This is a genomic window from Colwellia sp. MB3u-55 (genome assembly GCF_014076785.1).
GTDB lineage: Bacteria > Pseudomonadota > Gammaproteobacteria > Enterobacterales > Alteromonadaceae > Colwellia_A.
In genome coordinates, this window is sequence record NZ_JACGUS010000123.1 from 20,297 (window position 1) to 41,469 (window position 21,173).

Annotated in this window: 20 protein-coding genes; 7 read left to right on the forward strand and 13 right to left on the reverse strand. The window is 38.2% G+C overall.

Translation table 11 applies throughout. The annotated features are described in order from the left end of the window. Positions 1–111 precede the first annotated feature (111 nt). On the forward strand, positions 112–1,497 hold the full coding sequence (gene cysS, locus H4J66_RS19395; protein ID WP_182176559.1) for a cysteine--tRNA ligase: 1,386 nt from the start codon (positions 112–114) through the stop codon (positions 1,495–1,497). A gap of 122 nt (positions 1,498–1,619) precedes the next feature. Here cysS and H4J66_RS19400 read toward each other — a convergent pair whose 3' ends face one another. Further along, positions 1,620–2,390 (reverse strand): ABC transporter substrate-binding protein, encoded by a 771-nt coding sequence (locus H4J66_RS19400; RefSeq protein WP_182176560.1) that lies wholly within the window; start codon positions 2,388–2,390, stop codon positions 1,620–1,622. Between the two features lie 470 nt (positions 2,391–2,860). On the opposite strand from H4J66_RS19400, the gene H4J66_RS19405 reads away from it, so the two are divergent. Beyond that, positions 2,861–3,463: a carboxymuconolactone decarboxylase family protein gene (locus tag H4J66_RS19405; protein ID WP_259369191.1), complete on the forward strand. Its 603-nt coding sequence runs from the start codon at positions 2,861–2,863 to the stop codon at positions 3,461–3,463. A 272-nt stretch (positions 3,464–3,735) separates the two neighbouring features. Here the strand turns inward: H4J66_RS19405 and mltF are convergent, their stop codons facing one another. Further along, complete coding sequence (gene mltF / locus H4J66_RS19410) at positions 3,736–5,166, reverse strand: membrane-bound lytic murein transglycosylase MltF (RefSeq protein WP_310650685.1); 1,431 nt, start codon at positions 5,164–5,166, stop codon at positions 3,736–3,738. A gap of 202 nt (positions 5,167–5,368) precedes the next feature. Here mltF and purL point away from each other — a divergent pair, with 202 nt between their 5' ends. Beyond that, positions 5,369–9,295, forward strand: coding sequence for a phosphoribosylformylglycinamidine synthase (gene purL, locus H4J66_RS19415; RefSeq protein WP_182176562.1), 3,927 nt, complete (start codon positions 5,369–5,371; stop codon positions 9,293–9,295). A 251-nt stretch (positions 9,296–9,546) separates the two neighbouring features. Here purL and H4J66_RS19420 read toward each other — a convergent pair whose 3' ends face one another. Beyond that, on the reverse strand, positions 9,547–9,789 hold the full coding sequence (locus H4J66_RS19420; protein ID WP_182176563.1) for a hypothetical protein: 243 nt from the start codon (positions 9,787–9,789) through the stop codon (positions 9,547–9,549). An 861-nt stretch (positions 9,790–10,650) separates the two neighbouring features. Between H4J66_RS19420 and H4J66_RS19425 the strand changes: the two genes are divergently transcribed. Together H4J66_RS19425 and H4J66_RS19430 are read left to right on the forward strand one after the other, a co-directional pair. Then, positions 10,651–11,325 (forward strand): nitroreductase family protein, encoded by a 675-nt coding sequence (locus H4J66_RS19425; RefSeq protein ID WP_182176564.1) that lies wholly within the window; start codon positions 10,651–10,653, stop codon positions 11,323–11,325. 161 nt (positions 11,326–11,486) lie between these two features. Next, complete coding sequence (locus tag H4J66_RS19430) at positions 11,487–11,945, forward strand: MarR family transcriptional regulator (RefSeq protein WP_310650689.1); 459 nt, start codon at positions 11,487–11,489, stop codon at positions 11,943–11,945. Here H4J66_RS19430 and H4J66_RS19435 read toward each other — a convergent pair. From H4J66_RS19435 to H4J66_RS19470, 8 genes are all read right to left on the reverse strand, one after another. After that, positions 11,901–12,473: a lytic transglycosylase domain-containing protein gene (locus tag H4J66_RS19435; RefSeq protein ID WP_220463357.1), complete on the reverse strand. Its 573-nt coding sequence runs from the start codon at positions 12,471–12,473 to the stop codon at positions 11,901–11,903. The two genes, H4J66_RS19430 and H4J66_RS19435, sit on opposite strands and share 45 nt — an antisense overlap. Positions 12,474–12,584: 111 nt before the next feature. Beyond that, positions 12,585–13,097, reverse strand: coding sequence for a tRNA adenosine(34) deaminase TadA (tadA, locus tag H4J66_RS19440; RefSeq protein WP_182176566.1), 513 nt, complete (start codon positions 13,095–13,097; stop codon positions 12,585–12,587). Positions 13,098–13,099: 2 nt separating this feature from the next. Further along, complete coding sequence (hemW, locus tag H4J66_RS19445; RefSeq protein ID WP_182176567.1) at positions 13,100–14,248, reverse strand: radical SAM family heme chaperone HemW; 1,149 nt, start codon at positions 14,246–14,248, stop codon at positions 13,100–13,102. A gap of 2 nt (positions 14,249–14,250) precedes the next feature. Continuing rightward, a complete protein-coding gene (locus H4J66_RS19450; RefSeq protein ID WP_182176568.1) occupies positions 14,251–14,844 on the reverse strand; it encodes an XTP/dITP diphosphatase in 594 nt (197 codons plus the stop codon). 85 nt (positions 14,845–14,929) lie between these two features. Continuing rightward, positions 14,930–15,370 carry a DUF4426 domain-containing protein gene (locus H4J66_RS19455; protein WP_070374257.1) on the reverse strand — a complete coding sequence of 147 codons (441 nt, stop codon included), beginning with the start codon at positions 15,368–15,370 and terminating at the stop codon, positions 14,930–14,932. A 94-nt stretch (positions 15,371–15,464) separates the two neighbouring features. Further along, positions 15,465–16,013, reverse strand: a complete 549-nt coding sequence (locus tag H4J66_RS19460; protein ID WP_182176569.1) for a YggT family protein — start codon at positions 16,011–16,013, stop codon at positions 15,465–15,467. A 42-nt stretch (positions 16,014–16,055) separates the two neighbouring features. Further along, a complete protein-coding gene (gene proC, locus H4J66_RS19465) occupies positions 16,056–16,871 on the reverse strand; it encodes a pyrroline-5-carboxylate reductase (RefSeq protein ID WP_182176570.1) in 816 nt (271 codons plus the stop codon). A 91-nt stretch (positions 16,872–16,962) separates the two neighbouring features. Further along, a complete protein-coding gene (locus H4J66_RS19470) occupies positions 16,963–17,643 on the reverse strand; it encodes a YggS family pyridoxal phosphate-dependent enzyme (protein ID WP_182176642.1) in 681 nt (226 codons plus the stop codon). Positions 17,644–17,719: 76 nt separating this feature from the next. Between H4J66_RS19470 and H4J66_RS19475 the strand changes: the two genes are divergently transcribed. Then, the gene (locus H4J66_RS19475) at positions 17,720–18,763 is read left to right on the forward strand and encodes a type IV pilus twitching motility protein PilT (RefSeq protein ID WP_070374253.1); all 1,044 of its coding nucleotides are present in this window, start codon (positions 17,720–17,722) and stop codon (positions 18,761–18,763) included. Positions 18,764–18,827: 64 nt separating this feature from the next. After that, a complete protein-coding gene (locus tag H4J66_RS19480; protein ID WP_182176571.1) occupies positions 18,828–19,955 on the forward strand; it encodes a PilT/PilU family type 4a pilus ATPase in 1,128 nt (375 codons plus the stop codon). Between the two features lie 119 nt (positions 19,956–20,074). Here the strand turns inward: H4J66_RS19480 and ruvX are convergent, their stop codons facing one another. Continuing rightward, complete coding sequence (gene ruvX / locus H4J66_RS19485) at positions 20,075–20,509, reverse strand: Holliday junction resolvase RuvX (protein WP_182176572.1); 435 nt, start codon at positions 20,507–20,509, stop codon at positions 20,075–20,077. A 19-nt stretch (positions 20,510–20,528) separates the two neighbouring features. Further along, positions 20,529–21,083 (reverse strand): YqgE/AlgH family protein, encoded by a 555-nt coding sequence (locus H4J66_RS19490; RefSeq protein ID WP_182176573.1) that lies wholly within the window; start codon positions 21,081–21,083, stop codon positions 20,529–20,531. Between the last annotated feature and the right edge of the window lie 90 nt (positions 21,084–21,173).

The following is a 21,173-nucleotide window of genomic DNA, read 5'->3' on the forward strand; positions in this document are numbered from 1 at the left end:
GGTAAATAATGACCCTAGCGCTTTGTTCGGGTACAATTATCGAAAATTAATAGAATTTTTATTAACTATTAATTACCCCTATTTTAATCATGATCGGAGCCAGAAAATCTTATGTTACAGATATACAATACATTGACCCGCCAGAAGGAAGTTTTTATCCCAATTGAAGCAGGTAAAGTGGGTTTGTATGTGTGTGGTTGTACGGTTTACGATTTATGTCATATCGGTCATGGGCGCACTTATATTAGCTTTGACAACATTGCTAGATACCTAAGATTTTCTGGTTATGACGTAAATTATGTCCGTAATATCACCGATGTTGAAGATAAGATAATTAAGCGTGCACAAGAAAATAACGAAACACCAGACGAGCTTACCGAGCGTACTATTGCATTAATGCATGAAGACTTTGATAGTTTGAACATTGAACGACCAGATGTAGAACCAAGAGTGACGACGCACATGGACGAAATTATTGCCATGATCGTCACACTTGTCGAAAAAGAGCATGCCTATGTTGCTGCTAGTGGCGATGTGTTGTTTGCTGTATCGAGCTTTGCAGACTACGGCAAACTCAGCGGTCAAAATTTAGAGCAATTACAAGCAGGCTCTCGTGTAGAAGTTGATGAAAGTAAAAGGTCACCACTGGATTTTGTTTTGTGGAAGTCAGCTAAACCACGTGATCCAAGTTGGGAATCACCTTGGGGAGCAGGGCGTCCCGGTTGGCATATTGAATGTTCGGCGATGAGTGCTAAAGAACTAGGTCATCATTTTGATATTCACGGTGGTGGCTCAGATTTACAGTTTCCACACCATGAGAATGAAGTAGCACAAAGTTGTTGTGCGCTTGATTCCCCTTATGTGAATTATTGGATCCATACTGGTATGGTGCAAGTTGACCAAGAAAAAATGTCAAAGTCACTCAATAACTTTTTTACTATTCGTGATGTGCTCAGCCAGTATGACTCAGAAACCGTTCGGTTCTTTTTAACCTCTGGACATTATCGTAGTCAGCTAAACTATTCTACGGATAATTTGGAACAGGCACGTTCTGCTCTAGAGCGTATTTACACAGCTTTGCGTGATGTTGAGGTGCTTGCTGATTTTTCACTAGATAAAAATGACACGTTTGTTGCTCAATTTATTAAAGTAATGAATGACGACTTTAATACACCACAAGCGTTAGCGGTATTATTTGATTTAGCCAAAGAGTTAAATGTCGCTAAAAATGAAAGCAGTGATAAGGCACCTTATTTAGCTGCAACACTCAAAGGTCTGGGAGAATTGATTGGTTTGCTACAACTATCTCCAGCAAGTTTTTTACAAGGAAAAGGTGACAGCGATGAAGTCGCTGAAGTTGAAGCGTTAATAAAGCAACGTAATGATGCGAGAACAAGTAAAAACTGGCTATTAGCTGATGAAGCTCGAGATAAATTAGCGGCGATGAATATTATCGTTGAAGACAGTGCGGGCAAAACTACATGGCGTAAAAGCTAATTTGTAGTTGATTAACAGCCAGTGAGTAAAAGTCAAACCTCAATAACACATTGTTATTGAGGTTTTTGTTTTAAAAGGCATGTTGCTTTTTAAATTAAAGGATTGACACAATAATGTGTTAATTACTGATTATTTACGGTCCAGCGTTTAATTATTTTAGCAATTTCGCCGCTTTGTTCTAACTTGGTAATGGCTTTATTAATCAGATTAAGGGTTTCAAGAGTACAGGATTCACGGCTTAACATAATATGAATATTATCTTGGTATATTTTTAATGAGTGCATCTCAAACTCATCTTGCAAAAAGTATTTTTCAGAGAACACTTTCATCGTTACTGGGTCGACCAAAAATCCGTCGATGTGACCTTTTAGCAATAGCGCTACATTTTGCTCTAGATCGATAACGTTATTAATATGGCTATGAAAATCTTTGGTCGTAATAAGTTTTTGAAACTCCTCACCATAAAAATATCCTCCTTCTACACCAATCATATAATTAGAACTAGCCAGATCACCTAATGTCTCGAGCTTAATTTTATCAGCCATGCCTTTTTTGACAAAAAGATTAACTTTCTCAAGACGATAAGGTAAAGAAAAATAAGCGCTTTCTTCTCGTTCAAGCGTATAGGATGCACCCATCGCCATATCCATTTTGCCTGTTTTTATGTATTGTAAATGTCTTTTCCAAGGCAATTCAGTGAAGGTTACCTTAAAATTGGTCTCTTTAATAATCGCATTGAAAATATCGAAATCTAAACCAACAAGTTCTTGTTTTTTATTGTGGTATTGATAGGGATACCATAACTCCCAACCAACAGCATAATCTCTTGAAGGAGCAGTATGAGCAGGACTATTCACAATTAATAATAGAACTAAGAGTATATATTTTTTCATTCTATTTCTTCCATGCATCAGCTAATTAATGAATCGAGATCCTGATATTACGGTAACTTTACTTGCCTAGACGTGTTTTATAGACAAATTTATATCCTTATATTGCACTATCAATGGCATTAACAGCAACAATTTGTTACATCTACATTGACATAAGCTTAATTTAAAAGCAAAAAAGGGCATTTTTTGTCGATAAAAATAAATTATTATTAGCGTTGAACCCATTAATTATCCGCTAGATAAAGAGCCATACGGCTAGATTTAGCTTGCTCTGTAGTTTTTCGCTGCTTAACGGCGAACACGTTAACTTTATTATTGCTAAAGTCAATTTTGCTGAATCTCACCGCCATTTCCGTGATGTACAGGGTCTTATTATTTTCATACTTTCCTATCAGCTCAATAACTCGAAGATGTTGCACTTGCAATATTATGGAGTTGTACTAATGTATCTTTAACGATTAGTTTACTACTTGGAAATAGTTCTGGCGTTAGTTGAGCCACTTGCTGGCGATGAAAATGAAAACATTGTTGAGCTTGCCCGTTTTTTTAATGAAACGTTAGGTTTTTGTCCTAATAGTGTGCTGACCATGCAACGGCGACCAGCTATAGCTAAGGCGTTTATTCGTTTAAATATTGCTGTAATGGCAAATGAAGGTAGAGTAACCGCTGAACAAAAACGTTTGGTGGGCTATATAACCAGTGCTAATACAGGTTGTCGCTATTGCGAGGCACATACAATTTTAGCGGCAGAGCGCTATGGTGGAACTGACCAAAGGTTAGCTGATATTTGGTCTTTTCGAACAAGTGATAGCTACAGTAAAGCGGAGAAAGCAGCGTTTGAATTTGCGCTTGCGGCTTCAAGTGTACCCAATGCCGTTGACACTAGTATATCTGGCGAATTACATAAATACTGGGATAACGGTGAAATTATCGAAATCCTTAGCGTTATATCTTTATTTTGCTTTTTAAATCGTTGGAATGACCCTATGGGGACAACCATGGAAACAGGGGCTGTTGATGCAGGTAATCGGCTATTGAACGAGTCAACATGGACTCAAGATAAGCATACTTAAGGTTATTGGTGAAAACCAATAGTGGTTTTCTATTGGTTTTCTATTAGGAAATGTCCCAAGCGACGGGTGCTTATCTTCTGCTTTTGTCGTTGTAACTGTCTTTTTCTATGGGTACTTTGTACTTGTCGTCTAATTTTATTGTTCATTTTTCCTCTCCTTGAACTTATTTACTTACTGAGTATTGCTTAATTATATTTCACTTTGATGACAACCTAAAAGTTATTCAGTGAAACAACAGGTAACTTCACATTAACACAGATTATCAACTTAAGTTATTCTATTATAGCGATTGCTTCAGTTTCCAATGGTTGGGGAAGAACATTTTCTCTTGATTTATTATCCATCCAAGTCAAGGTGTCGTAGTAACGTCTGATGTTTTCAACATAATTTACCGCTTCATCACCACGGGCATAACCGTATCGAGTTGGTTTGTAATATTTTTTTTGTTTTAGTAATGGTAAGCGATCTTTGACCTCTACCCAGCGGTCGGGATCGCCACCTTGTTTTTCTGTTATTTTTCGTGCGTCATTTAAATGGCCTAAACCAATATTATATGAGGCAAGAGCAAACCATAAACGGTCGGGGAAAGGTACTCTATCGGGCATTCTATCGATCATTTGTTTAAAGTATTTAGCACCACCACGAATACTTTGTTCAGCATCTAAGCGACTTTTAATGCCCATTTGCTTAGCCGTTGGCAAAGTTAACATCATCATACCACGCACACCCGTATAAGAACGTGCGTGAGGTTCCCAATGAGATTCTTGATAACTAATTGCGGCCAATAATCGCCAGTCAATCTCTTGGCTATACTTTAGAAAGAGGGGTTGGTATTGAGGCAGTTTACCTTCAACCGCTTTAATAAACATGCGGGTATCAACATAATTAAACTCTTCAACATGACCATAATATTTGTCATTAAGCGCTAATAATGTACCGTCGTGATGTACTTTGCCAAAAAACTCAACAAGACTGGCATAGATTGATTGGTCATTATTTTTTCTAACAGCCCAAGCCAAAGGTTGTGGTTTTTTTATGGTAAAGCCAATGCTGATTTCAGGATAATAGCGGCGATTAACTGCTAGGGTATTGCTGTCGATAATGGTGTAGTCGATTTCTTCTGATAATACTTTTAGTAATAATTCTTCACTATCAAATTCATCACTGATTTGCCAAGTTAAGTCACGATGGCTATTTTTTAATTGAATAAGATTTTCTTCATGGCTTGAATGCGCCATGATCAGTAAATTCCCTGTTAAATCTTCTATGTCACGAGGTCGAACGCCACCTTGTTTAAAAACAAGTTTTTGACTGATATCATCATAACTAGGAGAGAAATTATATTTTTGACGTCTTTTTTCGGTTACCGCTAAGCCGGCTGCTAATATATCGACTTGGCCGCTATCTAATTTATCAAAAAGTTCTTCAAGGCTGTAGCTAGGCACTACTTTTAATTCAACACCTAATGAGTCTGCATAATTTTTTACCAGCTCATATTCAAAACCTGCAGCATCTTCAGCTTCTAGATAATAACTGGTTAAGCCATAAATAGTACCGACCTTAATATAGCCACGCTCAATTATTCGCTGCAAACTGGCATTATTTTCTGTTGGCTGACAGCCGAATAGCAAAAAAATACTCAAGAAGAATATACTTACAAACTTGCTGATTTTTTTAACTATTTTAAAATTCATCTTTATCATATAACGTCATTGTGGCGTGATTCCAGCTTTATTCAAAGCACTTTTTATCAATTATCAAGATTAACTGTTTAAGTTAATCTTTTAACGCTTATCAAAACCCTTTATATAAACTATAATATGCGCGATTTTTCTTCCATTATTTTAACTGCGAAAACGCAACTAAAATAAAACTAAACTGGTGATTACGTTTATGACGATGTTGATGAAAACCCTTCGCGGCGCTCCTGCTCTTTCAGACTTTCGAGTTAAAAAGTTATTGGCTCAATGCGCTGAATTAGAACTTCCTGTGACAGATATTTACGCTGAATTCACACACTTTGCACATATTTCAGCTGATCTTAGTGACGAAGAGTTTCAAGTTTTACAGCAACTTCTCAAGTATGGACCAAACATTGAAGAACATGAACCTGTTGGTCTGTTTTTATTGGTTACTCCTCGTCCGGGTACTATTTCTCCTTGGTCTTCAAAATCAACAGATATCGCTCATAATTGTGGTCTAGCGAAAGTTAACCGTTTAGAACGAGGTATTGCTTATTATATTACCGGCGAACCTTTGGATGCAAAGCAGCAGGCTCAACTCAATCACTTAATTTCAGATCGAATGATGGAAACTGTTTTTACTGAGATGTCAGCAACTACTGCGCTTTTTGCGACGGCTGAACCTAGTGAGTTAACCGTTATAGATATTGAAAATGGTGGTAAAAACGCATTAATGGCTGCCAACGTCGAATTAGGCTTAGCGCTAGCTGAAGATGAAGTAAATTATTTATTTGAAAACTTTACCAAATTAGGTAGAAACCCTCACGACATCGAACTCTACATGTTTGCTCAAGCAAACTCTGAACATTGTCGTCATAAAATATTCAATGCGGATTGGACTATTGATGGTGTTAAACAGCCGAAGTCGCTGTTTAAAATGATCCGTAATACCCATGAAATAAACCCTGACTTTGTCTTAAGTGCCTATAAAGATAATGCTGCCGTTATGGTTGGTAATAAGGGCGGTCGTTTCTTCCCTAATCCAGCAACCAACGTTTATAGTTATCATCATGAAGACATTCAAATTTTAATGAAAGTTGAAACGCACAATCACCCAACAGCTATTTCTCCTTACCCTGGAGCAGCAACAGGCTCAGGTGGTGAAATTCGTGATGAAGGCGCGACAGGTATTGGTTCCAAGCCCAAAGCCGGTTTAGTGGGCTTTTCAGTATCAAATTTACGCATTCCTGATTTTGTTCAACCTTGGGAAACTGATTTTGGTAAACCAGATCGTATCGTTTCAGCATTGGACATTATGTTGGAAGGTCCTTTAGGCGGAGCGGCATTTAATAATGAATTTGGTCGTCCAGCTATTTTAGGTTATTTCCGTACTTACGAAGAAGAAGTTAACTCGTTTAATGGCTCAGAGGTTCGTGGTTACCATAAACCTATCATGCTAGCCGGTGGTTTGGGTAATATTCGTGACGAACATGTACAAAAGCGTGAAATTATTGTTGGTGCTCACTTAATCGCACTTGGTGGTCCGGCAATGAATATCGGTTTAGGTGGCGGGGCAGCATCATCAATGGCTTCTGGCCAATCAGCCGAGAACCTTGATTTTGCTTCTGTGCAACGTGAAAATCCTGAAATGGAACGTCGTTGTCAAGAAGTTATCGATAAATGTTGGCAGCTTGGCGAAGACAACCCTATCGCCTTCATTCATGATGTTGGCGCAGGTGGTTTATCAAATGCATTTCCTGAATTAGTCTCTGATGGCGGACGTGGCGGTGTTTTTGAACTGCGTAATGTTCCTAATGATGAACGTAGCATGGCTCCTCATGAAATCTGGTGTAACGAATCTCAAGAACGTTATGTTATTGCGGTATCAGACAAGAATTTAGCAACTTTTGAACAAATATGTCTTCGTGAACGCGCACCATTTTCCGTAGTTGGGCGTGCTACCAAAGAAGAACACTTAACGGTTACTGATGCACATTTTTCTGGTAATGCGAAATGCGATACCCCGATTGATTTGCCGCTTGAAGTCTTATTAGGCAAAACGCCTAAAATATTTAAAGATGTCACCACAGCTAAAGCAGCGGGTGATGTGTTCTCTTTAACGGACATTACCTTAGCAGATGCCGCGGACCGCATATTATCATTACCGACAGTTGCAGAAAAAACGTTCCTGATCACCATTGGCGATCGCTCGGTAACGGGTATGGTTAATCGTGATCAAATGGTTGGTCCTTGGCAAGTACCTGTCGCCGATTGTGGTGTTACTGCCTCCGCGCTTGATTCTTACCATGGTGAAGCGATGTCTTTAGGTGAACGTACACCGGTCGCATTATTAAACTTTGGCGCTTCTGCTCGTTTAGCGGTCGCTGAATCACTAACTAATATTGCCGGTACAGATATCGGTGATTTAAATCGTATTAAATTGTCTGCTAACTGGATGTCACCCGCAGGTCACCCAGGTGAAGATGCTGGTTTATACGAAGCGGTTAAAGCCATTGGCGAAGAACTTTGTCCTGCACTTGGCTTAACTATTCCGGTTGGCAAAGACTCAATGTCAATGAAAACCAAATGGGAAGATAACGGCGAAGAAAAATCAGTCACTTCACCTATGTCATTAATCATTACTGCTTTTGGTGTTGTTGAAGATATTCGAAAAACAGTCACTCCTGAGTTAAGAATAGATCAAGGCGAGACTCGACTTGTAGCTATTGATTTATCAAAAGGTAAAAAGCGCTTAGGTGGCTCATGTTTAGCACAGGTTTATAAGCATTTGGGTAATGAAACCCCCGATGTAGATTGTCCTGAAACCTTAAAAGGCTTCTTTAATGCTATGCAAACCTTGGTTCGTGATGAAAAGCTTATTGCTTATCACGATATTTCTGATGGTGGTTTATTCACAACTGTCGTTGAAATGGCTTTTGCCGGTCACACCGGTGTTGATATTGATTTAACAAAATTAAGCTCAGTTTCAGGTAATGATATTGACGTATTGTTTAATGAAGAGCTCGGCGCTGTTATTCAAATTCGTGAAAGCGATGTTGCAGTCATTGATGCTATTTTAGCGGCTCATGGAATTTTAGATTGTTGTACTGATATTGGCCGCATTAATAACGAAGATACGCTTCGTTTTAGCCGTGATGATAAGGTAGTACTTGAAAATTCTCGTACTTATTATCGTACTGTCTGGGCACAAACCACCTATAGAATGCAGTCACTGCGTGATAATCCAGAATGTGCTCAACAAGAGCATGATGTTAAGTACGATACCGAAGACCCAGGTTTACATGCTGAGCTTACTTTTGATATTAATGAGGATATTGTTGCTAAGTTAATTGCACAAGATTCATTGCAGGGCACTAACCCTAAAATTGCGATATTGCGTGAGCAGGGTGTTAACTCTCATGTTGAAATGGCGGCCGCTTTTGATCGTGCTGGTTTTGTTGCTATTGACGTGCATATGTCTGATATTTTATCAGGGCGTGCCGATTTAGCTGACTTTAACGGTTTAGTCGCTTGTGGTGGTTTCTCTTACGGCGATGTATTAGGTGCTGGCGAAGGTTGGGCAAAATCTATCTTGTTTAACAAAGATGCTAAAGCGATGTTTAAAGCCTTTTTCGAACGCCAAGATACTTTTACTTTAGGTGTTTGTAATGGTTGTCAGATGTTATCTAACCTGAAAGAAATTATTCCAGGTTCGGCAGCGTGGCCACATTTTGTACAAAACAAATCTGAACGTTTTGAAGCACGTTTCTCATTAGTTGAAATTCAAGAAAGCCCTTCAGTATTATTTAAAGGTATGTCAGGTTCTCGTATGCCGATTGCTGTTTCTCATGGTGAAGGTCATGCAGAATTTAGTTCTGAAGAAGCTATTGGCGCAGCCAATGATTCTGGCACAGTTTCAATGCGTTATGTTGATAACTATGGTCAAGTTACTGAAACTTACCCAGCTAACCCGAACGGCTCGCCAGACGGTATTACCGCCCTAACCACATCAGACGGTCGCGTTACCATCATGATGCCACACCCTGAACGTGTTTTTAGAACGGTTGCTAACTCATGGCACCCCGATGAATGGCAAGAAGACTCACCTTGGGTACGCATGTTCCGTAATGCGCGTGCTTTTATTGGTTAATTTTTTCTAGCTTGTCTAGTTAAAAATAAAGCGCTTAACCATTTAATGCCGTTCACTTAAGGTGAGCGGCATTTTTTTGTCTAAAATTATTTTACTCAGAAAATTATTTATAGCGTTGTTTTAATCAATGTAAATAATTTTTGCTCAGTGGTGTGGCTTATTTGCATGGTTATTAGATTGCTTTAATGCTAACAAGTGACAATGTAAGTTATTTAAAACATATCAAGCGTGTGACCTTTAATTCTAGATAACTATCCTTGGTGTTCCCCATAGCCCATAACCAAATCATTGGCATTATATTTATTTGCTAAAGATGGAATAATATCATCGTCTAATCCTTCCTTAACGTGTAAATTTTTACCTTTAAAATGATAAAGCTTAACGAATGATGTTAGATGATCTAAATGATTTTTAGATTGTTTCTTTGAGTTCATTGGCTGAAAGTAAACACTGCAACTTTCTAAATAACAGTTAAACAAATGAATATCACTCATTAATAGTTTTACTAAATCAGATGACTTTTCAATAATTTTATTATTAAATGTTTTATGCGTTACGGTATTTTCCTCTGTTTCTATGCCGCTAGTACCTTGCCATTACTTAACCATTGATGGTCACCAACGAATAAAACTGATGTATCTGAAACACGTAATAAATGTGTATATTCTGCTTGTTCAAATGTCCAAAGATGTGATGCTTATCTTCGGTTTTCTGCTACCACCAAGTCATACTGATTTTCCTTTAGTTGCTTTTTTAGTGTGATAAATTGATCGCGCTGCTCCCGTATTTTATAGCTAATAGAAATACCTTCTTGTTTGGAAAGATGAATTAAGCGATTAATTTTTCTTCATTCACTAACTCAGTCGTTGTTTTATGATTAAGCCAGTGTTTATAGCGAGAAGGTTTTTCTTTTGTTGCTAAAACAGTGATGCGAGCGTGATTATTTTTAGTGAAATTAACTCGCTTGTTCTAGGCTGAACTAGCGTTAATATAGTTGAGAAGCTATCCATGTATGTGTCTCCAGTTACTTTAAAGCCAAATAATCAACTATAGTTTATTTATGAAAATACGTTATGTAGTCACAAGACTTACTTAAACTTAAACTTAAACTTAAAAAGGAAGGATTTATAATAAAATAATTATAAAAATTCGAAAATATACATAGATTTTAATTTATTGAAAATATTAGCGTTAATTGTAAAGCGTGATTTGAATTTATTTAACTTATCGACAATAGTGTAAAATATAGGTAAGGAAAATAGCATGCTGACCTATAATTGTTGTTGCACTTGCAATATCTGAGCAGTGTTATATTCTGCTAGATGTTGGTATTAAATAAAAAGAGATAAATCTCGATGCAAGATCACGACTCAAGCCCGCTCACCGATTACATTGAATACCCCGTTGAAGAAATGCGATTGCGTTCTGAAAACTTCTACTTAGATATAAAACGTCGTCATAGCATTCGCAATTTTAGCGATCGCCCTGTGCCTAAAGATATTATAGAAAACTGTCTAAAAGCTGCTGCAACGGCGCCAAGTGGTGCCAATCATCAACCTTGGCACTTTGTCGCTGTACATAGTAGCGATATAAAAAAGAAAATTAGAGAACAGGCTGAATTTCATGAACGAGGCTTTTATGAAGGCCGAGCAGGTAAAGAGTGGTTAGGTGCTTTAAAAGCGCTCGGCACAGATGCTAATAAACCTTACTTAGAAAATGCACCGTGGCTTATCGCCATATTCAGCCAAAAGAAAGGTGGCATAAGTTCAACAGAGAAAAACACTAACTATTATGTTCATGAATCTGTTGGGATCGCGACGGGTTTTTTAATTAATGCCTTACATACTTCTGGTTTAGTGACGCTAACCCATACACCAAAACCTATGTCTTTTTTAAGTAAAGTGTGTGGACGTCCAGAAAATGACCGCGCTTATATGTTACTTATTACCGGCTATCCAAGCGAAGATGCTACTGTGCCTCAGCATGCTTTAGTTAAAAAACCACTGAATGAAATTGCGACATTTTTGTAGTCATTATTTTAAAAACCCGAGGTACTCTCATTACTATATCTGCCAGAAATAAAGCGTTTAGGCTAACGAAAGAAATAGCTGAACCCTTAGATTTAACCAAGCACTTACCGTTTAGAGTCGCAGTTGTTAGCAATTTACTCGCTTTAAATCGTGACTGGAAAATTCGTGAACTCTGTGATCTAGAACCCAGAGAAATGCGCGTTCTATTAAATATTGGCTCATACATGCCGATTAAATCAGCGGACATAGCTTATCAATCTCGTATTGATTCTTATAATGTTAGTCGTGCAGTAAAAGCATTAGATAAAAAAGGTTTAATTGACATTCGTCGAGATGAAAAAAGTAAAAACATTAAAATTTTAGCCCTAAATGACCAAGGTCAGGCATTATATCAACAACTTACTACCGCGATGGAGTTGCGCTCAAAAGAGCTTGAAAGTGTTTTAACCGCTGATGAAACTAGTGCTTTTTATCATGCGCTCAGTAAAATTGAAGATAAAGTTGAACAATTACTAGCGAAACAAGCGCTCACTAAAATAGCGCAAGGTGAAGATGCTCCTGGCGATCAAAAAGAATTAATTCGTTGGTACAAAAAAGGGCAAAGTGGTGATGTGGGTTAAATAGCGCTGATGTAAAATTTTTACCCGTCCAACATAAACTTCAGTTTCAGGAAAAGGCGGCACGCCGTTATACTTTTTAACAGCGCCTTCGCCCGCGTTATAGGCCGCTGAAACTAAAGTAATATTTCTACCGTACTTCCTTATTAAACGTGCTAAATTCTTACTGTCAGCGCTAATATTTTGTTTAACATCGAATGAATTCCTAACGCCTAACGCTTTAGCTGTTGCCGGCATTAACTGCATGAGCCCTTGTGCGCCAGTTTTAGATAACGTTTGAGGGTCAAAGTGTGATTCGGCATGAATAACGGCAAGAATAAGGGCAGGGTCAATTTTATAAAGTTTTGCTTGTTGATTAATGGTTGTTCTGTAATGATCAATAAATAAGCGCGTGTTATGCCAGTTAACCATAGCGTTAAGTTTGCAGGAAAAGCAACCTATGCTGACTTGTTGATAATTTGAGGTGCTAGGGGGCAATATCAGAAAAAGAGCTAATGCCTTTTTCTGATTGATATTGGTAAACTTTGACACTATCTTCTGCAATGACATGATGAGTAAAGCACATAAATAGTAAAAATTAGCCGCAAGATAATTTTAATAAAACGCTCTAGGTTGAAGTAACAATAATACTGAGTATAGCGCTTATTTTTGAACTAACTTCGCTTGCTGTTTTAGCGCTTTTTTTTCAGCTCTGCGGCGTTTAAAAAAAGCGGACAGTAATTGGCTACACTCTTTTGCCATTATGCCGCAAGACAGCACAATTTGATGATTATGCTTTTCATCAGACAATAAATTAAAGGCACTACCTGCAGCGCCTGTTTTTAAGTCTGGCGTTGCGTATACCACGCGTTTAATTCGGCTATGCACCAATAAACCGGCGCACATTGGGCAAGGCTCCAATGTTACATAGAGCGTACAGTCGAGCAGACGGTAGTTTTGCAAAGCTAAGCCAGCTCGGCGTACCGCAACCATTTCAGCGTGGGCTGATGGGTCGTTAAGTGTAATCGACTGATTGTAGCCTTCACTTATCACTTGATTATTAGCGACAACTACAGCACCAACAGGAATTTCGTTAATCGCTTCTGCTTGTTGGGCAAGCTCAAAAGCTCGTTGCATAAACACTTGGTCTAATGCTTGTTGTGCTTCGCTATCCATCACTATAAAAACATCTCGAGTAAGTCATTTAAATAGCGATGACCTAATTTACTGACTTGCCAAGTGCCATCAGTGTTTTCTTGCATCAATTGTTTTTGTTTAGCGACTTGCAATGTTGGCAAGACAGTTTCAATTGATAAGCCTGTTCTTTGTTGATATTCCGTTAAGCTAAAACGTTCATGTAAGCGCAGTCTGTTCATCATATATTCAAAAGGTAATTCTTGTGCACTGACTTCAACTAAATGATCTAAGTGTGGACGACTCTCGTCTAAGTAACCTTTAGGGTGTTTTACCTTGATAGTACGGAAAACTTTACCATTAAGTGGGTCTGTTATTTTGCCATGCGAGCCACAGCCAATGCCCAGATAATCACCAAACTGCCAGTAATTGATATTATGCTGACATTCAAAGCCGGGTTTACTGTAAGCCGAGATTTCGTATTGCTGATATCCCGCGGCAGCTAATAAGGCGATACCTTGATCTTGAATATCCCAAAGTACTTCGTCTTCAGGCAACTTAGGCGGGCGAGAATGAAAAGCGGTATTGGGTTCTATTGTTAACTGATACCAAGATAAATGGGTTGGATTCAGTGAAATAGCGGTGGTTAAATCATCAAGGGCGTTAGCAATGTTTTGCTGCGGTAAGCCATGCATCAAGTCAAGATTAAAAGTTTTTATACCACAAGAATAGGCTAACTCGGCTGCTTTTTTTGCTTGGTTACTGTCATGAATTCGACCTAATTTTATTAGTTTGTCAGATTCAAAACTTTGAACACCAATCGATAGTCTTGAAACACCCCCATTAAAGAAACCAATAAATTTTTCAGCTTCAACGGTGCCTGGGTTTGCTTCTAACGTTATTTCAATGTCATCTTTATGTGCGAAGCGCGCGAGGACTTGGGTTAATAAACTTTCAATGGCCTGTGCAGAAAATAAGCTCGGTGTACCACCACCAATAAAAATAGTGTGTAATGGGCGATCACTTAGAGAGAACTTGGCGATATCTGCATCTAAATCATCAATAAGATGTTTTACATACTCTTCTTCTGGAACCGCTGATTTCAAAGCATGTGAGTTAAAATCACAATATGGGCATTTTTCAACACACCAAGGGATATGGATATATAAAGAAAGCGGGGGCGCTTGTAGCATTATTATTTAACACCAAAATGTTGCACAAGTTTAGCAAGTGCTTGGCCGCGGTGGCTTAAACTATTTTTTAAATCGCGAGGCAATTGTGCTGAAGTTTGTTGCTGTAGTTCTTGCCAAAAAATAGGGTCATAACCAAAACCTTGTTCGCCCAATCTTTCACGGGTAATTGTACCTTCCCAAACGCCATGACAAATTATCGGCGTTGGATCGTGCTCGTGTTTCATATAAACCAGTACACAATGAAAACGAGCGGTACGTTGTTCATCAGGTATGTTTTGCAATGCTTTTAACAGTTTATTCGTATTGTCACTATCACTAGCGTTTTCACCCGCATAACGCGCCGAATAAACCCCCGGTGTGCCATTTAATGCATCAACCTCTAAACCAGAGTCGTCAGCGATTGCCGGTAAGCCCGTTATTTTAGCTGCATGACGCGCTTTAATGATGGCATTTTCAACAAAAGTAGTGCCTGTTTCTGCCACTTCACTGACATTAAATTCACTTTGGGGTTTTATTTCAATGCTATATGCGGCTAATAAATGGCTGAGTTCTTTAATTTTACCTGGGTTGCCTGTGGCTAATACGATGGTTGACATTTTGTACCTTGAGCGTGTAGAAATGAAAAAATAAAATCAGGTAAAACCTGATTTTATATATTAATTATTTGTATGCAATTAGTGATTAATCAACATAAAATTTCTGTTTGAATTTAAGCTGGTGGGTTTCTTTGCCGTCACTAATGGTGATATCAAAGTAAAAGGTTTCTTCGTTGGTGTAATTAACTTGTGCTAAATAATAAATAGCATCACCTTCTTTTACTTCGTCAAATTCAAGGGTTTTGATTTGACCAATATCATTTCGAGCTTTTCCTTGAATAGTTACGGCTTTTGCTGGCGTTGACGGTTTAGTATCGTCTAAAACTGAAATATTAATTAAACCGTTAAAACGACTACGTTCAATATCATAAGCTTTTGCTACTTTTGGGGTCAAAAATGTGGCATTTATTGCCATATAATGAACTTGCATCGAACCCAGTTTTTTCATGTTTTCAGCAAAAACGTTACTGACTAGGGTCAATGAAACTAAAATAATAAATAAACAGGTTTGAAAGATATTTTTCATAATGTGTTCCTTTTTGTTTTAATTATCCATACATTTAATAAGACAGGTTTTATAGCCAAATTATTACAAAACCTGTTTTATTGTTTCTATGTTATTATAGCATTGCCCAACCTGGAATGGCGCCAGATAGGAAAATATTAATTACGTTTAGTAATAAGAAAGCAATAAGTATAGATAAGTCTAAACCGCCAATGCTGGGTACAATACGTTTTATCGGTTTTAAAAACGGTTCAGTTAACTGCTGGAAGATAGCTTGCGTAGGGTTGTAACCCTGAACTACCCAGCTCATTAATGCCATAACGAGCATTAACATAAATAGCAATACACCCGTTTGTTTAATTAAATAGATAAGACCTAAGTATAGCGCCGAAATAATATTGATATCACCACCATTAAGTAATGGGATAAGAATAAACTTTAACGCTGCTACGGCAAAAGCTAATAACAATGTTGATATATCAATACCACCAAAACCAGGTATAACCCGGCGAAGCGGAATAACGGCTGGGTTGGTTACTTTTACAATAAACTGGCTTAACGGGTTATAAAAATCAGCACGGACCAATTGTAACCATACACGTAAAACTAACAACATTAATAATGCGTCAAAGGCAAAGCTCAGCAAATAATTAATGGCTTCCATCTACTTCTCCAAAACTTAATAATTAATAAAATTCAAACGGTATTAAACGTTATTTTGCGCCATTTCTTTAGCGCGATGCAATGCACTGTTCATTGCATTTGTTACTATTTTATCCAAACCATCATCTATAAAAGAATTAATAGCAGCATTGGTTGTACCACCTTTTGAGGTGACCTTAGCACGTAATTCGCTGATTGGAATATCGTTGTTGACCACCATTTGCGCAGCACCTAAAGCGGTTTGCTGCACTAATTCACGGCTTTCTTTTACTGAAAAACCTAACGCTATCGCTTGTTTTTCCATTGCTTCCATAAACAAAAAGAAATAGGCCGGCGCCGAGCCAGAGACCGCAATAATATTGTCAATTTCATCTTCAGTGGCTAACCACTTGATAATACCCACCGAACTCATTAGTTCTTCGGCAACCTGTTTTTGTTGAGTATTAACATTTTCGTCGGCATATAAACCAGTAACACCTAAACCAATCTGCGAGGGGGTATTGGGCATAGTACGAATAATGCCACATGGTTTGGCTAAGGCTTTTTGCATTTGTGCAACAGTGCATCCAGCAGCAACGGAAATAAAGCACTTGCTGCTAATGTCAATTTCTTGGCTGATTTTTTGGCAAACCTCAACAATAAAGTGAGGTTTAACACCAAGTACAATAAAATCTGCAAAATTAGCCGCAACGATATTGTCTGCGGTTTCTTTAATACCAAGTTGCTCTTGTAAAGCCAGTCGCTTCTCAGGTGAAGGATTTGATACGATAATATCTTGAGCGGCAAAGCCTGTGTTTACTAAGCCAGAAATAATTGCGCCATTCATGTTACCAGCGCCAATAAAAGCAATTTTTGTCATGAAATACCTATGATAAATAAGAATGTGAATATTTTAACTATTGTAACTAATTATACTTAAAGAAAGTGAAATAGATTGTATCCGAATATAACTATTTATCTTCTCTAGCGCCAAAAATGGCTGAGCCAACTCTGACCATAGTCGAACCTTTAACAATAGCGTCACTCAAGTCTCCTGACATGCCCATCGATAAAGTATCCATACTAGGATGGTCTTTTTTTAATTGCGTATAAAGTTGCTGCATTTTTTCAAAACTTTGTTCAGAGGCATTTTTCTCAGGGATAGCCATTAAGCCGCGCAGGGTTAAATGTGGGCAATGCTCAATACAATCAATTAACGCTTTAATATCTTTAACGGCTATGCCGGATTTGCTTTCTTCGCCACTAATATTGACTTGTAAACAAACGTTGAGGGGAGTATCTTGGCTAGACCTATGATCATTAAGGCGTTTTGCTATTTTAATGCGGTCAACACTATGTACCCAAGCAAAGTTATCGGCAATTAATCGTGTTTTGTTTGACTGTATAGGACCAATAAAATGCCAAGTAATGTCTGACAAACTTTGTAATTCTTCTATTTTTTCAACGGCTTCTTGAATATAGTTTTCACCAAATTCTCGTTGGCCTGCTAAATAAGCTTGTTCGATCATGGCACTGGTTTTGGTTTTACTAACCGCGAGTAAGGTCACCTGTGAAGATGGACGTTTTGCTAGCTCGCAAGCATTAAAAATTTGCAGATTTATCTTAGCAAGATTATCTTTAATGGGTGTCATATTGTTTTGTGTCAATTTAGTTTCAACTTACTTTATATTATAAAATTATAAAAAATAATTATTAAGAGGTCTTTTTATGGATATTACCGAATTACTTGCCTTTAGTGTGGAAAATAATGCATCTGATCTACATTTATCTGCAGGCACTCCGCCTTCAATTCGTGTTGACGGTGACGTACGTAAACTCAATATCCCAGCATTTGACGAGAAAGATGTTAATGCTCTGGTCTATGATATTATGAATGATCGTCAACGGAAAGAGTATGAAGAAAATTTAGAAGTCGATTTCTCTTTTGAAGTGCCAAATTTGGCACGTTTTCGTGTCAATGCTTTTAATCAAAATCGTGGCCCTGCAGCAGTATTTCGTACTATTCCAAGCAAGATATTATCCTTAGATGATTTAGGCTGTCCTGATATCTTTCGTGAAATTTCTGATATACCTAGAGGCTTAGTTTTAGTGACGGGTCCAACAGGCTCGGGTAAATCAACCACTTTAGCGGCTATGGTCGATTATATTAATAACAACAAACACGATCATATTCTTACCATTGAAGATCCTATTGAGTTTGTTCACGAAAACAAAAAATGTTTAATAAACCAACGTGAGGTCCATCGCGATACACTAAGTTTTGAAGCTGCTCTGCGCAGTGCTTTACGTGAAGACCCTGATGTTATTCTTGTTGGTGAAATGCGCGACTTAGAAACTATTCGTTTAGCAATGACAGCGGCGGAAACCGGCCACTTAGTTTTTGGTACTTTACATACAACCTCTGCACCAAAAACCATCGACCGTATCATTGATGTTTTCCCCGGTGAAGAGAAATCTATGGTGCGTTCAATGTTGTCAGAATCACTTCGTGCGGTTATTTCACAAACCTTGATTAAAAAAGTGGGTGGGGGTCGTGTTGCCGCTCATGAGATAATGTTAGGTGTTCCTGCAATAAGAAATTTAATTCGTGAAGACAAAATAGCGCAGATGTACAGTGCCATTCAAACCGGTATGTCTCATGGCATGCAAACCATGGATCAATGTCTTCAAGGTCTAGTGAATAGAGGCTTGATAACTAAGCAAGATGCGATGGAAAAAGCGGTGGATAAAAATCAGTTTAGAGGTTTTTAAAGCACGCTCAAACCATGGGTGTCTATTACTTCACATTACGGTTTAAAAGATAAGAGAAAGATCAATGAATTTTCATGACTTATTACAAAAGATGGTAAAAGAAGGTGCCTCTGATATGTTTGTTACCGCTAAGCTTGCGGTAAGCGCCAAAGTAAATGGCGAGTTACAAGCAATCGATGATCACCTTTTAACAAGCGATGAATCGTTAGCTCTTGTTCATAACGCAATGAACGATAAACAGAAAAAGCAATTTACCGAAGAAAAAGAATGTAACTTTGCCATTTCAATTGACGACATTGGCCGCTTCCGTATTTCAGCCTTTTGGCAACGCGATATGGCAGGTATGGTTGTCCGACGTATTGTCACAGAAATTCCTGATGCTGACGAACTCGGTTTACCGCCAATCTTAAAAGATGTAGTCATGTCAAAGCGCGGTTTAGTACTTTTTGTTGGTGGCACGGGTACGGGTAAATCAACATCAATGGCTTCATTGATTGGCTATCGTAATAAAAATTCGCGTGGCCATATTCTTACCATTGAAGACCCTGTTGAATTTGTTCATGAACATGCGCGTTGTATGGTAACGCAACGAGAGGTCGGCTTAGACACTGAAAGTTTCGATGCGGCCTTAAAAAGCTCATTACGCCAAGCACCCGATGTTATCTTAATTGGTGAGATCCGTAACCAAGAAACCATGGAACATGCGTTAAGCTTTGCTGAAACCGGGCACTTATGTATTGCAACCTTGCATGCAAATAATGCTAACCAAGCGATTGACCGTATTATGCATTTAGTGCCTGCCGATCAACATGGCAAGTTATTGTTTGATTTAGCGTTAAATTTACGCGGTATTATCGCTCAGCAACTGATCCCTACCTGCGACGGTAACGGGCGTGTTGCGGCGATTGAGATCTTACTTAACTCGCCTTATATCGCTGAACTTATTAAAAAAGGTGATATTGGTAGTATTAAAGAAGTGATGGAAAAGTCTAAAGAACTTGGCATGCAGACCTTTGATGGTGCTTTGTTTGAGTTGTATCAAAAAGGCTTAATAAACTATGCTGATGCATTGCATCATGCTGATTCACCTAATGATTTACGCTTGATGATTAAGTTGCGCAGTAATGAGCAAGGAGGCACCGGTGCATTAAGTGGCGTGACCATTGACGGTTTTGGCCCTAAAGATATTTAGTTAACAGATGCTTAAGAAACATTGCTAGGTGTTAAGCTAAGTTTCCTGAACAGTGTAACAATAGATAGTCAAACCACTTGACGCATGAGCTTTATGTGGTTTGACTATATTGCTATTTTCTAGTCGTAAAGCGTTTCAAAATAGCTTTCAATAATTAATCTTGCTGACTCAGCATCAATATTATCTTTTTTTAAATTACGATAGCCACCAGCGGCAAATAAACGTTCTTTGGCATCCGCTGTGGTTAAACGTTCATCTTGAAATTCTACCTTCAAAGCGAATTTATTGGATAAGCGGTTACCAAATTTTTTGGCATCAAGGGTTAACTGTTGCTCACTACCATCCATATTTAAGGGTAATCCCACCACTAAATAGTCAGGTTGCCATTCTTTAATAAATTTGGTTAATTCCATCTCATTAGGAATACCTTCTTTAGCTCTAATCGAGCCTAAAGGAGAGGCACTTCCTGTCAGTTCTTGGCCAACAGCAACGCCAATATATTTTTTACCAAAATCAAAACCTAAAACGGTGCGTTGGCCGACATCTTTTGACACTTATTATTCCTTAATGTTGTTAAGCATGGCCAATATCCGTAGATAAATGAGCCATATCAATACCTAGCTTTTCTGTGGCTTTTTTCCAGCGCTGCTCAATCGGTGTATTAAAAACAATATCACCATCAGCAGGGGTTAAAAGCCAGGCGTTAGTTTTTATTTCTTCTTCTAATTGACCCGGCCCCCAACCAGCATAACCTAATGTGACCATATATTTTTCAGGGGCTTCTTCGGTACCTAGTGCCATTAAAATATCTTTAGAGGTCGTTATCATCACCTCTTTACTGAGTGATAACGATTGTTTCCAGCAACTTTGTGGACTATGTAAAACAAAGCCTCGGTCTTGAGATACTGGACCTCCAGTTAACACTTGTTGGCCTAATTCAGGTGCTTCTTCTTTTTTAGCATCTATTTGGACGAGCAACTCGTTTAAAGTAACGTTAACGGGTAAGTTAATAATAAGCCCCATGGCACCTTCTTCATTATGTTCACAAATATAGGTCACGGTTTTATTAAAATATGCATCGTCTAATGCAGGCATTGCGATTAAAAGTTGATTTTCTAAGCTTTCCATACCTTCACCTTTTTACATCTTAAGTTTAAAAAAAACTCTATGCATCATTGTTTTTATAGAGGTATGGTAACCCTTTACTTTAAAGGGTTA

Bases quoted from the DNA above. Each gene is read 5' to 3' on its own strand.
- proC (WP_182176570.1), bottom strand. From the start codon at position 16,871: ATGACAAAAATTGCTTTTATTGGCGCTGGTAACATGAATGGCGCAATT.
- H4J66_RS19470 (WP_182176642.1), bottom strand. From the start codon at position 17,643: ATGACACCCATTAAAGATAATCTTGCTAAGATAAATCTGCAAATTTTT.
- H4J66_RS19420 (WP_182176563.1), bottom strand. From the start codon at position 9,789: ATGAGTGATATTCATTTGTTTAACTGTTATTTAGAAAGTTGCAGTGTT.
- mltF (WP_310650685.1), bottom strand. From the start codon at position 5,166: ATGATAAAGATGAATTTTAAAATAGTTAAAAAAATCAGCAAGTTTGTA.
- H4J66_RS19490 (WP_182176573.1), bottom strand. From the start codon at position 21,083: ATGGAAAGCTTAGAAAATCAACTTTTAATCGCAATGCCTGCATTAGAC.
- H4J66_RS19400 (WP_182176560.1), bottom strand. From the start codon at position 2,390: ATGAAAAAATATATACTCTTAGTTCTATTATTAATTGTGAATAGTCCT.
- H4J66_RS19460 (WP_182176569.1), bottom strand. From the start codon at position 16,013: ATGGAAGCCATTAATTATTTGCTGAGCTTTGCCTTTGACGCATTATTA.
- purL (WP_182176562.1), top strand. From the start codon at position 5,369: ATGAAAACCCTTCGCGGCGCTCCTGCTCTTTCAGACTTTCGAGTTAAA.
- H4J66_RS19450 (WP_182176568.1), bottom strand. From the start codon at position 14,844: ATGTCAACCATCGTATTAGCCACAGGCAACCCAGGTAAAATTAAAGAA.
- H4J66_RS19475 (WP_070374253.1), top strand. From the start codon at position 17,720: ATGGATATTACCGAATTACTTGCCTTTAGTGTGGAAAATAATGCATCT.
- tadA (WP_182176566.1), bottom strand. From the start codon at position 13,097: ATGGATAGCGAAGCACAACAAGCATTAGACCAAGTGTTTATGCAACGA.
- H4J66_RS19480 (WP_182176571.1), top strand. From the start codon at position 18,828: ATGAATTTTCATGACTTATTACAAAAGATGGTAAAAGAAGGTGCCTCT.
- cysS (WP_182176559.1), top strand. From the start codon at position 112: ATGTTACAGATATACAATACATTGACCCGCCAGAAGGAAGTTTTTATC.
- hemW (WP_182176567.1), bottom strand. From the start codon at position 14,248: ATGCTACAAGCGCCCCCGCTTTCTTTATATATCCATATCCCTTGGTGT.
- H4J66_RS19455 (WP_070374257.1), bottom strand. From the start codon at position 15,370: ATGAAAAATATCTTTCAAACCTGTTTATTTATTATTTTAGTTTCATTG.
- H4J66_RS19425 (WP_182176564.1), top strand. From the start codon at position 10,651: ATGCAAGATCACGACTCAAGCCCGCTCACCGATTACATTGAATACCCC.